Origin of the sequence: Bacteriovorax sp. BSW11_IV (assembly GCF_000447755.1) — a bacterium.
Classification (GTDB): domain Bacteria; phylum Bdellovibrionota; class Bacteriovoracia; order Bacteriovoracales; family Bacteriovoracaceae; genus BSW11-IV.
The window spans coordinates 73,957-87,156 of the sequence record NZ_AUNE01000050.1 but is presented as its reverse complement, the minus strand read 5'-3'; the positions used below and the strand labels follow the sequence as shown (position 1 = coordinate 87,156).

Here is a 13,200-nt window from a genome sequence, read left to right as displayed (position 1 = left end):
TGGTGATGGTCGTTGAGAATAGGTGAATGATATTAATATTCAACATAACGTCATCCTACCTGTATTTAAAATTTAATTCAAGGCAATTTTTTTCCACAATAGAATAAACTTACTTGAAACTAAAAGGTTATTTTGATAACTCATTGGTTACTTATGGATACCAATAAATTAAGACATTTCAAGGCCGTCATTCAAACTCAAAATTTAAGAGAGGCCGCTGATCTATTGAAAATTTCTCACCCAGGACTTTCTAAATCTATTCGCTCCCTCGAAGATGAACTAGGTGTTGAGCTAATTACTAAAGATGGACGCGGTATCCGTATCACAGAAGCTGGACTTCGCTTAGAAAAAGAAATTGATACCATTCTTCAACAAGTGGAGACACTTAAAAAAGTTTCCCACAATGAAAATATCTCACTTCAAAAAACTTGTCGCATTGGAACCTTTGAGGTGTTCTCAACCTATCTAAGTCCTTTTATTGCCGAAATTTTTGATGAAGATATCAAATTAAGCTTTCACGAAATGATCCCTGGACGAATGGAACAAGAACTCGTGGCAGGAAATATTGATCTGGCCATAACCTATATTCCCATCCCCCATCCTGAGCTTGATCACTTAAAAGTTGCGACAATAAAAATGGGAATTTTTGGTAAGACAAAATTTGAAAATCACAAAATTAGCGAACTCCCTTTTGTTATTCCCATGGCCAGTGTTAGTGGAACTCCCACCAAGGCCGATGGCCTAGATGGCTGGCCAGATGGAAAGATTCCTCGACTTGTTAAGTACAGTGTTAACCTCATGGAAACAGCACTGGCCCTTGTCAGAAAAGGACTGGCCGTTGGCTATTTTCCAAATTTTGTCGTGCAAAGGCACAATGAAGTTGTTCATAGTAAATTTAAGCTCATTGAAATTCCTATGCCCAAAGGAATTCATAATTCCCAAGAGATTTTCTTGATTAAGAGAAAAAACTCTAAAGAAGATATTCTCATGAAAAAATTGGGGAAATTACTGCGTTCATTATCTTAGTTTTTAAGCACTTAAGGTCTTGTAACTCTTACCTATTTAATGATAAATCGCTATCTTACAATTCTAATCAATGGTAATTTGACCCTATGCAAGTAAACGTAAGATTTTTAGATAATTTAAAACTAGAAGCCAGCTTTGATGACTTCACAATAACAACCGATCAACCTGTTCGCTACAAGGGCGACGGCACGGCCCCTAGTCCCTTTGACTATTTCTTGGCCTCGTCAGCTCTATGTGCAGCGTACTTTGTAAAAGTCTATTGCAAGGCCCGCAATATTCCTACTGACGATATCAAAGTTAGCCAGAATAATATTGTTGATCCTGAAAATAGATACAACCAAATTTTCAATATTCAAATTGAACTTCCTGAGAGTATTTCAGAACACGATCGTGAAGGAATTCTTCGCGCAATGGATCGTTGTACTGTAAAGAAAGTTATTCAAACTTCTCCACAATTTCAGATTGAAGCAAAAGATGTTTTAGGAGTTGATTCCAACTTGATGTTTGAAAAGAAAACTGATGGTGAATCAAAGACAATGATTCTAGGGAAAGATTGCTCCCTTGAAGAGACGATTGCCAATATGACGGCACTCTTAGATGATCTTGGAATTAAAATCGAAGTGGCCTCATGGAGAAATCAAGTCCCTCATGTATGGTCTGTTCATATTCGTGATGCTGACTCTCCGATGTGTTATACAAATGGAAAAGGTGCAACAAAAGATGCCGCTTTATGTTCGGCCTTAGGCGAATACCTAGAAAGAATTAGCAATAACTACTTCTATAATGACTTCTATCTCGGAGAGGAAATTGCCAATAGTGAATTTGTTCACTATCCAAATGAAAAATGGTTTAAACCAGGTCCTAAAGATTCATTGCCACAAGGCCTAATGGATGAACTTCTTTTAGAAGTATATGGTAACGATGGAGATTTAAAAGCATCACATCTCATAGATACTAATTCAGGTAATACTCAAAGAGGAATTTGCGCACTACCTTTTACGCGTCAATCTGATGGACAAAGTGTTTATATTCCAGTGAATCTCATAGGAAATCTTTTCGTTAGTAATGGTATGAGTGCTGGGAATACGGCATATGAGGCGCGCGTCCAATCGCTTTCTGAAATATTTGAAAGAGCAGTAAAAAATCAAATCATTACTGAAGAGATCACTCTACCAGATGTTCCAAAAGAAGTTTTAGCAAAATATCCTAAAATTGTTGAAGGTATTAATAAGCTCGAGTCCGAAGGGTTTCCTATTCTAGTGAAAGACGCTTCGTTAGGCGGGCAGTTTCCGGTAATGTGTGTAACTTTAATGAATCCGAGAAATGGTGGTGTATTTGCATCATTTGGTGCACACCCGAAATTTGAAGTGGCCCTTGAAAGAAGCTTAACCGAACTTCTACAAGGAAGAAGCTTTGAAGGGATGAACGATGTTCTTCCACCAACATTTAATGAATTTGCCATTAAAGAACATAATAATATTATCGATCACTTCATCGACTCAACAGGTGTTATCTCTTGGAAGTTTTTCAGTGAGAAAAGTGATTTTGAATTCTCTGAATGGGATTTCTCAGGTTCAACAGAAGAAGAATACCACTACCTAATGAATATTCTCGAAGAACTTGGTAAAGAAGTCTATATCGCTGATTATGAAGAATTAGGAGCAAAAGCATGTCGTATCCTAGTTCCAGATTATTCTGAAATTTATCTTGCTGAAGATCTTATCTGGGATAATCACAACCAAGCTCTAAAGTTTCGTGAAGATATTTTGAGTATTCACTCTCTTGATAAGAAGGCCCTTAAAAAACTTGTCAAAAATCTTGAAGATAGTGAAATTGATAATTATATGCCTGTATCAGAGCTCATTGGAATTTCATTTGATGAAAACTCTGCTTGGGGACAACTTGTCATCGGTGAGTTGAAGGCCCTATGCTATCTTGCTCTCAATCAATTAGATGAGGCCAAAGAATATGTTGAATCTATTATGACTTTCAACGATAACTCGGCCGAGAGAAAAAGATTCTATCAGGCCTTAAATATTGCCTTAGACATTGCTCTTTCTGATGAGTTAGAGATTGAAGATTACTTGCTAAATCTTTCAAGGATGTATGGCGAAGAGCTTATGAATGATGTTGTAGGAACTGTTAACGGAGATATTAAATTCTACGGATTGACGCCAACAAGTTTAAAGCTAGAAGGATTGGACAAGCATCTAAAGCTCATTGAAAGCTACCAAAAACTTCAAAAAGCAAGACAAGCATTTTACAAATAAAAAAGGGAGCAAACGCTCCCTTTTTTATAATTTCACACAGTATGAACTACCTTTATTCAAATAATCATCATTAAAAACGAAAAATAAAGTCCCCTCTTTGATCATGTCTCGTATTGATTCCCAATATAAGGGAGGAACAGCACTACACCCGTCTGACATTCCTGAGAGCATAGACAATTTTTCAATCTCTAATATTTTATCTTCACTAGAGATCATATCATTTTCAACATAACTTCCTTTTCTATTTTTGGCAGCATGAATAACAATACCCCTATCGTAAGCATTTTCATTCTCACCTTCTTGAAGGCCAAAGAGCTTGATGCCATAGCGCCATTTCTTTTTCCAATTTTTATAAACAGGTCCAGTAATGAAAAATCCTGTTGGCGTTAAATCTGTTCCCAATTTATTTGAAAAGAAAAGGGCCTTAATTTTGTTATTTTTAACTTTGCCACGCCCACTACCATGGGCCGAAGGATAAGCACGAACAACCTGTGTCTCAAGATCGATAATAAAAAAGCGATACTCATTACCTTTTTTGGTGAGATCGTGAATAGTTACGTAACGCTCTTTTTTAATCTTTAATCCCGATCGAAAAGTTTTATCTTGATTATTTTCAAGAAAACAATTGAGCTGGTCTAGAGATATAGGATTACCTCCGACTTTTTCAAAATTGTCATAAAGAGATTGATCAAAGGCAAGAATATGACTCGCGGCCAAACAGAATAGAATAGCGATTAAAAATTTCATTTCCTTGTAATAAAAGGCCATGATTCATCGGTAAAGACTAAGTGCATGGCCGTTGAATAAATTACTATAGACATCAATTTATTTACTCTTCAATAGGCATACAAAAACTCATAGGTCTTGAACATGTCCCTTGATTACAGCTATCCTCACAGTAAATCATCGCCCCATCAACACATCTGGTTACAGGGCCACACGTATTATCCTCAAGCTGAATTACAGTAAATTTTTTAATTTCAATCTCTTCACTCTGCGCACCATAACTATTATGGGCACTGAACACACCAACAATACAAATTAAACCGATTAAAATAGCTCTTTTCATGATTTCCTCCTTTTGCTCTTTCTTTCGTTGCAATGAAAGTAAAACGGCCGTCACTAAACAAAAAGATTCTTTTAGTTAATGTTTGGTAACTAAAAGGCAGAGGTGCAATTGTCATATTAGAGTCAATTTATTGTCATTCAAGCTCTAATCCATTGACTGTAAATAAATAAATCGTTCATCATTAAGTATTGATCAATTTGGAGGATATATGGGTAATGGCCTAATCGCAGCAATGAGTGCAATGCTGATTTTATCGGGATGTGCGAGCTACTCAAAAAAAGATTGTGAACAAATTAATTGGAATAATAGGGCCCATGAACTCGCCCTAGATGGATTGACAAAAGACGACGCTCTATCGAGAGTCTATGGCCAATGCACAAGGCCTTATAACGTAACTCCTGACTTCGAAGCATTCTCAAAAGGGTTTGAAAAAGGAGCTAATGAGTTTTGCGCACCTGAAAATGCTTTGGAATTTGGAAAGAATGGCAAAATCTATAAAAAGACTTGCCCAAAAGAATTGGAATCAGAGTTTATTAAAAACTATACCACTGGACTAAACATCTATCTCACTCAAAGAGTCGATGACTTATCAAGTGACTATGATGATCTAAAAAATGAAATCCAACAGTTAAAAGAAGATAACGAAAAACTAAAGAATAAATAGATTTGCCCACAAGTTCGAGGTGGCGTTAAAATAGTTAAAACAAAAATAGGAGCATATAAATGGCAACAATTACACTAAGAGGAAATCCCGTTAAGACGTCAGGAGAACTTCCTAATGTTGGAGAAAAATTATCAATCAAACTTACTGATCTTGACCTTCGCGAAGTAACTTTAGCTGACTTTGCTGGTAAGAAAAAAGTATTAAATATTTTCCCAAGTGTTGATACTCCAACTTGTGCAACAAGCGTTCGCACTTTTAATAAAGAAGCAACTGATTTAGGAAACACTGTCGTTCTTAATATCGCAGCGGACCTTCCCTTTGCTTTAAAAAGATTTTGTGGGGCAGAGGGAATCACAAATGCTCACTCATTATCTACATTTAGAAACTCATTTGCTAAAGACTTAGGACTAGAAATTATCGATGGGCCACTTGCAGGATTATGCTCACGAGTGGTTATCGTTCTAGATGAAAACGATGTGGTTTTATATACTGAACAGGTTGGAGATATCGCCGATGAGCCAAATTATAAGTCGGCCATCTCTCACCTAAAAGCATAGTAATTACAAAAAACTTACCCTCTCCCCATGGGGGTAAGTTTAAAAATACATCCAATTTCCGACACTTCCTCAACGATCTCCCCTTTTAATAGTCTTAGAGAATATAAAGCAATTTTTCCAGGCATCAATTTTTTCACTTATATCTTCGGCCAGCTTTTGAATAAGAGGTCATAAGTGAACAAGAACAAGGAATTTATGAAATCACACAGTCAATAGCTGCTTAACTAGACACTGAAGTCATTAATGATTAGTTCTTGTATCAAAAAGGTAGAAGAACTAATCTAAAGACAATCTCTTTTTTCAGTAAATCCTCTTACCTATGCAAAAAAAATCTTGTCCTAACTTTTGTTATCCTTGATACTGGTAATTCAAAGAAGGGTCAATTCATGACAGTAGAGTCATATACAACTATTACGAGATATTTCACTTGTTTTATCTTTTCGTTTTTCACTTATCAGTTTATTACAAGTGTGTTCAATTTTTCAAAACACAACATCAAGTCATCTCTATGGCACTCACTCATGTGTTTAACAACCGCCCTCTATTGTTTTGTCTTCGCTTTTAACACTCACTTCTTTAATCAAAATCTCTCAGACTCATTGCTCACCGTTTTTTGGATCTTGGCCTATATTTCATATTATTGCTATATCAAGGCCATTGAGGCCTATTTCAATAGGGATATTAAGCCCCTAAAATTTTCCAAACTCTATTGCCTCTTTCTAGTATCCACTCACTTTATCAACACTCTTTCAATTATCTTTTTCAAACATAATTTCTTATTCGTAGAAAATTTGAATCAACAGACTCTTTTTGCAAGAACTATGCATTTCACAGTTTCGCCAAATTTATTTTCTCTTTCTTTGGGGGGCTTTGGTGCTCTTGTGGTTTTTTACACGAGTTATATTATTTGGGGTGAACTAAAAAGAACAGGCAGCGACGAAAGAATGCTTCAAGTGGGTATCATTGTCTCAGTTCTATGTGTATTAAACGATTCGATCCTAGGTCTTGAGATCTCAGGTGCCCTCATCCCTCTTTACTATCTTGGAAACGCATTTGAGGCCATTCGACTTAACCTCCACTACCAAACCCTTGCCTATGAAAAAATTAATAAATTAGAAGGTGAAGTTAATAAGCTAGCGAGTGTTGCACAATTTAGTTATGCCGCGGCCAATATCTCACATGATATAAAAAATCATTTAATGATCTTAAAAGGTCAATTTAACAGATTAAACAAAAAATATGCCGATGATGATAATATTCTTAAAGCTCAAAAATATATAGATCAAATTTCTGAAATCACAAAAATCTATTCCAATCTTTTTAAACAGAATGACCACTTAAAGGTAACGAAACAAAATGTTCTCCAAATTGTAAACGATGCTATTGAATTGAATATCGATCGCATCCAAAAGGCAAAAATTGATATTAAACTTAATATTCCAGACAACCTCTTTGCCAATTGCAATGCAATTGCCCTTACTCTTTGCCTAGTTAATCTTATTGGAAATGCAATTGAAGAAATTTCTGCAAAAGAAAATCCGTGGATACACATCAACTATAATCAGAGTAATCATCAACTTGAGATCATCGATTCAGGTAAAGGAATCCCTTCTCATATTGCCAGTAAGATCTTTGAAGTGAGCTACTCAACTAAAAAAACAAAAGGTGGAAGTGGTCTTGGACTGACCATTTCCAAGCAACTCATTCAAAAAAGTGGAATGGATTTATTTCTCATTCCAAATTCAACAAATACGACATTTATCATTTCTCTATCGAAATAGTCAGAGATTTAGTGAAAGCTGCTAAGTACTGTAAATAAAAAACCTTCTAGAAGCAAATTCTTCACCGTGTTATCTTATTTGTACGATGAGAATTATGTTTTTATTTTTTATCTTACTAATAAGCTCAGCTTTTGCGGCCAATGAGGATAAGCAGGTGCAAAAGAGTTTTGATAAATTCGATCGAAGCTCTAGCGAACAAATCCGAAGGATCAAAGAAATTGCAAAAGATGCGACGAGATATATCTATACGTACAAAATTGAGTACGGGGATTTTCTACATATTATTGCCTTACGCTTATATGCAGATGCAAATATGTGGAAACAAATTGCAAAGTGGAACGATCTAAAACCACCCTACTCTTTAGAGACTGGTAGGGTACTCAAATTAAAAAAAGCTCCTGTATTAAGTCCAGAAGATGGAGTTAAGCTTGTCATAGATTTTTGGCGAAAGTTTTTATTAAAGAATGAGCCCCTTGAAAAGTACGAATTCAAAGTTGATAAAGACGACTATCGAAAAAAACAAAAACTGGAATTATTAAATCTTAAACTGAAACTAGCAATAAAAGAAAATAGGTATGCAGAGGCCTATACTTTAATGGTTGAAATACTTAATCTAACTCCTGTAGATACCAAAGTAATTTTTTATTGGTCGCTTCTTTTAGAAAAAAATGGCCTAAAATATGAGTCTGCAGACATTTACTCCGAACTTATTTACTCAGAGCTTAGAGACTACGATGATATTGAAGAAGCCCCTTTTGGGAAGCTCAATCCTCAGGCCCTTTCGTATGTATTTATAAGTGCAAGTAAGTTTTTAACTGTGTTTAAAGATGAAAATATTGACTTCGATATTAGATATAAAGCATTTAAGCGCGCGGAAATTTATTATAAAAGTCTTATCAAGCAAAAAAATCAGATTGGTAAGAGTCGACTTAATTTAAGCTATATGTATAGTGATTTAGGGATGTATTTCAATGCACTGAAAGAGCTCTATGAACTACAAAAAAATCCAGAGCTAATTTCAAATGAAGATTTAAAAAAGGCCACAGAATTTCATATTGCAGTTAATAAAATTTCTTCTGGTGCGCCAAACTTGGCCCTTGTGAACTTAAAAAAAATTGCAAATACTGATGAAAGTGATCACTTAGGAAATAGTTCTCAAAAAATCATTGATACACTCGATAAGAAGCGCTTCTCTGGTCATTTTGCCATAACAAGAGGGATTGGAACAAATGTATCAGCACTCCCCGATGAATTATCTGATACAACACAAGGTGCTGACGACGCAGGCTACACTCAAATGAGTACAGGGTTTAATGCCCAATCAATACATATAAAAGAATTTAAAACAAATTTTAGATTTCTAGCGCTCTATAATAGACAAGACCTCACTCGCTATGAAAATCTAACGAACGCCTATTTCAGTGTTAACGGTGAAATATATAAATCCTATTATAAAGGCCTTCTTCCTAAACTTTTCATGGGTCATTCTAGATTAATACTCAACTCTCCTTATAGTGGCGGTTATCATCTAAAAGACTACTCATACACCCATACACTTGGGGCAAGTGTAGAGACCGCACTTCGCTATGGTAGACTCGTTTTAGAGCTACCAATTGGAATTCATAGAGAAGTCAACAATAGTGGAAATGACTCGCTCTCTATTAATCTGAACCTCTCATTTCGTTTATGGGATTATAATAAATGGCTGGCCCCATCCTTTGATCTTGAATATGGAAATGAAAATTATTCAACAAACAATACAGAAGACCAATCAACCATCTTAGTTGGTATAACAAACTATATGGACCTAAAATTTACATCTCTTAATATGGGAATTGAATATGAAAACCTGACAAGAGATGCCAGTAAAGAAACGACACTTAAATACTCTCTTGGCAGCAATACGAAACTTGGATTTATCTCCAAAAAACTGTACTTGAAAATCTCAATAGAATTCGATAAAGAAAAACGTCAGTCAGATATCATTGAAAATATTGATAAGAAATCATACGAGGCCGGACTGACATTCTTTTTTTAATTATTTATTCTTTCCATTCCCTTTTGGTGTGTTCTGCTTTAATTCTCTTTCAAGTTCACGATCAATTTTATCTTGCTCTCTTTCAGCTGCTTTTTCGGCTCTTTCAACCTCTCTTTCAGCGGCCTTGGCGACACGAGAGGCCTCACGTTCGGCCTTTGCAGCTTCACGCTCAGCTTGGCGTATAGCTTTTGTAGTATCTGGTGTTGTTGTAGCACCTCCACCAGAAGACGTTCCACCGCTTCCAGAGCTTGATGTATTTGGCTCGTTTATTGTAATGTCTATAATTTCATCTGTTCTATCAAGAATGTCATTAAGCTCTTCTTCGGCCGTGATAATTGTCTGTTCTACAAAGTCATCATTGAGTCCATTTAAACCATCTTCAACCGTTTCGTAGTTCTCTTCAACGACCCCATTTATCTCATTGGATTCGTCTAAAGGATTTGAAGAATTATTTTGAGTGCTGTCTTCATCTTTTTCTTTTTGAGGAACATAAGATGATGAATCATCAATCTTTTCTTCAATGACTTTCATTGAATTATTTTCAAGAAAGGCATAAGAATTTTCTTTCAGTCTTTGTAAAACTTCAAAAGGTATTTCTTGGACAGCTCTTGTTATACCAACCTTCTTTGCAGTTTCTGAATTCAGATACTGCCCAGGGTTTAAAACAATTGTCATCGTCTCATCATAAGTGCCATCAGCATTGAGAACATTAATTTCAACAACTCCTTCTATGACGGCAATGTCAGCTTCATATTTCGATTTTCCAACATAGGAGTTTACAAGAAACTCTGTACCACGCACCCCCAATGTAAGAGCACGAGTTTTCAATTTAATATGCCCTTTACCAAGTTTCTTACTTACAAGGGCGCGAATTTTACCTAATTCTAAATTATATGTTGCTTCTCGATCTTCAGGATTTCTCATTTTGAATTCATCGAAAGCGAGAGTTGTATTTTGAGAAAGTTTAACAATTGTATCGTCCTTCATCAGTACTTGAACAAAACTCTTACGATTTGTTTTCACTGTATCTTTTTCTTCAACAACTGAATTGATGTTTAAAGGAAGGATTTTCTTTTCTCTAGTGACAAAGGCCTCGCCTCTGACATCCACGGCCTTACCAACTTCAACACTCTGGCCTTGTGCAATGGCATAATCGCACATAAGAATGGTCGCGGCCAAAATGATTTTAAATAATAAATTTATTGAATTCATAAAATCACCTAATTAATGGTCTAAACCAATTATACCTTTTCCCTTAAAAATAAAGGTCCTGAATAAAAAGTAAATTTTAGGAATTAATAATGAATATTCATTCAAAATGAAAAAAAATTAGAACCTTACTTCTCGTTTAAGGTATAAACACCATCCCAGTCAGATGGTGGCGGATTCACCTTAAAGAACTCACAACGCTCAATATAGACTAATGATGGGTTATTCTTAACAATGATATCTGGATAGCGCACAAATTCTAGTTCAGAGGCCTTAGTGAACTCATCTATGGCCTTATCCCACTCTCTTACTTTATAGAACTCTAAACCCCGTTGGAAGGACTCTACGAGATCAATTTTGCGCGGATCAGTGGGAACCTTCATATCAAGAAGCTCATAGGTCTTAGTGGCACTGCTGCGCCCAACAACTCTAATAGTATCAAGTTCCCTAAAGAGAAAATCTTCTTTAACGATCTCATATGTATGATCAGCGACGTGAACAAAAACCCCATACTGTTTGGCCGATGATTCGAGCCTGGCCGCAAGATTTACATCATCGCCCATCATCGTATAATTCATACGATTTCGTGAGCCCATATTCCCTGAAAGAATCATCCCCGTATTAATACCAATTCTCATTCTCATATCTTGAACGTAGCTTGGATGCTTTTCCCCTTCACTTTTCCACTTACTACGAAGTTTGGATAATTCATATTGCATCTTAAGAGCAACGACACAGGCCCGTTTAGCATGATCAGAAAACTCTAAGGGTGCACCAAAAAAAGCAATAATTGCATCCCCTTCGTACTTATCGAGCGTCCCCCCCTCGTTTACTAATGTATCAGTCATAACAGTTAGATATTCATTAAGAAGCTCAACAAGACGATCTGGAGAGAGTTTTTCAGAGAACGTTGAAAAGTTTTGAATATCAGTAAAGTAAGCAGTCAAGTGACGGGTGGCCCCGCCAAGCTGTGGCATATTTCCAGATTCATACATCTGTCCAACAAGTTCGGGAGAAATATAGTTACTGAAGGCCTCTCTAAAAAATTTCTTATCACGCTCTTCCAGAAAATATTTTATAAGCACCGTAGAAAAGTAGATGATATTAAACTCGATAAAGACGAATGCATTTTCCCAATTAAAGTTATTTTTGAATAAAATATAAAGATCGATATAACCAATGATCCCCATGATAAGAATATAGGACAAAAAGCTTTTGAGCGCACTCACCTTTAAACATAGGACATTAAAAATGACACCACCAAGAACCATAATCGCTAGATTGAAAAAAATCTCTTGAACAAGGGGCGCCTTTTTCAAATTATTATGATTCAGTAAATTCTCTAAAATTGTAGCATGCCCCTCAACACCTGGAATATTCTCTCCAGTTGGAAAACTTCGAGTATCGAAGGCCGCAACTGCCGTAAGACCGATAAGAACATAAGCGTCTTTTAGCAATTCTTTTTTAGAATAAACCTTTGAACTACCATCCATGAGTTTTATCTCATTACCTTCGCCCATAAGATCAATGGCCGAGATATAGGGAATTGAAAATTTATCACCGAGAAAATTAATTTCCATTGCCCCTAGTTTATTTACTTCAATTACCTTTTTCTGGTTTAAAAATTCTAACTTCGAATAAAGTGACTTATCATCTAGTTGAATCAAAAGTTTTTCATTTTGACCAACGAGGGCCATTTTCAAAGGTAAAATGGGGTAGGCCCTTCCATCCATGAAAAAATTTAAATCTGCTCTTCTGACAATTCCGTCTGAATCGGGAGTAATATTCAACAGTGCTGTGTGCTCAATAACGTCACGAAAAAGATCAATATTTACGATGGGAGTAATAATTGACATCAATGGTGTTTTACTTTGATTAAACTCACCAGTGATTAAATCTTTTTCAATTGCAAAACGCTCATAATTCTCTGGATGCATCTCGATATACTCTGGATCAACAACATACTTAGCACAGGCCCGATCAAAAGCAGGTCTACAATTTGTCTCAGTCACCATTCCTAATACAATTTTCTCTTTGTACTTTTGAAGTGTTTGTTGAAAGACATAATCAGTTTCAAAATCATTGACAATATCACCAAGCTTGTTGCGAATTAAAAATTCAACGAGTTCATCTGGAACCCTTTGATCCCTCTCGGAAAAAACTATATCAAGGCCCAAAACTTTAGGATCATATTGCATGATTGTCTCTGTCAGATAGGCCATATAATTTCTGGCCCAAGGCCAGCGTCCTATGGCCTCCAGAGAATGACTATCTATACCTACGATTATAATTTTCTTATCCAATTGTCTTTGGGGGCGTATTTTAAATTTCATATCAGTGAAATTTCTAGAAATAATTTGCGTTAATGGATAAACACCATCTCGAATGAAGCTGGATTGAATGAGACCATTTTCACCAAGTTTAAAGACAATCATTAATAATGACAGGGCAATAATTATTGGAATTTGATAGGGCCAAATTTTCTTTTTCATAAGCTAAAGACCATTATACGTTCGAAATCTAAACGATTAATGGTCTTAAGCTATTATTAAATCACTATTGAGAATAGATATAGAAAAGAGACGT

At 35.8% G+C, this 13,200-nt stretch carries 10 protein-coding genes; 6 read left to right on the top strand and 4 right to left on the bottom strand.

The window, feature by feature from the left end:
• Positions 1–153 precede the first annotated feature (153 nt).
• Both M899_RS14220 and M899_RS14215 read left to right on the top strand, forming a co-directional pair.
• Entirely contained in the window at positions 154–1,026 is an 873-nt protein-coding gene (locus M899_RS14220; protein WP_021272158.1) for a LysR family transcriptional regulator, read from the top strand.
• Positions 1,027–1,112: 86 nt separating this feature from the next.
• Positions 1,113–3,296: an OsmC domain/YcaO domain-containing protein gene (locus tag M899_RS14215; RefSeq protein WP_021272150.1), complete on the top strand. Its 2,184-nt coding sequence runs from the start codon at positions 1,113–1,115 to the stop codon at positions 3,294–3,296.
• A 24-nt stretch (positions 3,297–3,320) separates the two neighbouring features.
• On the opposite strand, the gene M899_RS14210 is transcribed toward M899_RS14215, so the two are convergent.
• Positions 3,321–4,043, bottom strand: a complete 723-nt coding sequence (locus M899_RS14210; protein WP_034729611.1) for a murein L,D-transpeptidase catalytic domain-containing protein — start codon at positions 4,041–4,043, stop codon at positions 3,321–3,323.
• Between the two features lie 82 nt (positions 4,044–4,125).
• Positions 4,126–4,365, bottom strand: coding sequence for a hypothetical protein (locus tag M899_RS14205; RefSeq protein WP_021272129.1), 240 nt, complete (start codon positions 4,363–4,365; stop codon positions 4,126–4,128).
• 208 nt (positions 4,366–4,573) lie between these two features.
• Between M899_RS14205 and M899_RS14200 the strand changes: the two genes are divergently transcribed.
• The 4 genes from M899_RS14200 (at position 4,574) to M899_RS14185 (ending at position 9,405) form a co-directional block, all read left to right on the top strand.
• Positions 4,574–5,029 (top strand): DUF2799 domain-containing protein, encoded by a 456-nt coding sequence (locus M899_RS14200; protein ID WP_021272100.1) that lies wholly within the window; start codon positions 4,574–4,576, stop codon positions 5,027–5,029.
• Between the two features lie 59 nt (positions 5,030–5,088).
• Positions 5,089–5,586, top strand: coding sequence for a thiol peroxidase (gene tpx / locus M899_RS14195; protein WP_021272204.1), 498 nt, complete (start codon positions 5,089–5,091; stop codon positions 5,584–5,586).
• Positions 5,587–5,972: 386 nt separating this feature from the next.
• Complete coding sequence (locus M899_RS14190) at positions 5,973–7,367, top strand: sensor histidine kinase (protein WP_021272142.1); 1,395 nt, start codon at positions 5,973–5,975, stop codon at positions 7,365–7,367.
• Positions 7,368–7,461: 94 nt separating this feature from the next.
• Positions 7,462–9,405, top strand: a complete 1,944-nt coding sequence (locus tag M899_RS14185; RefSeq protein WP_021272094.1) for a LysM peptidoglycan-binding domain-containing protein — start codon at positions 7,462–7,464, stop codon at positions 9,403–9,405.
• Here M899_RS14185 and M899_RS14180 read toward each other — a convergent pair whose 3' ends face one another.
• Both M899_RS14180 and M899_RS17970 read right to left on the bottom strand, forming a co-directional pair.
• Positions 9,406–10,617, bottom strand: a complete 1,212-nt coding sequence (locus M899_RS14180; RefSeq protein ID WP_021272153.1) for a FecR family protein — start codon at positions 10,615–10,617, stop codon at positions 9,406–9,408. It abuts the gene before it with no gap.
• A gap of 125 nt (positions 10,618–10,742) precedes the next feature.
• Complete coding sequence (locus M899_RS17970; protein WP_021272112.1) at positions 10,743–13,106, bottom strand: adenylate/guanylate cyclase domain-containing protein; 2,364 nt, start codon at positions 13,104–13,106, stop codon at positions 10,743–10,745.
• Positions 13,107–13,200: the final 94 nt, after the last annotated feature.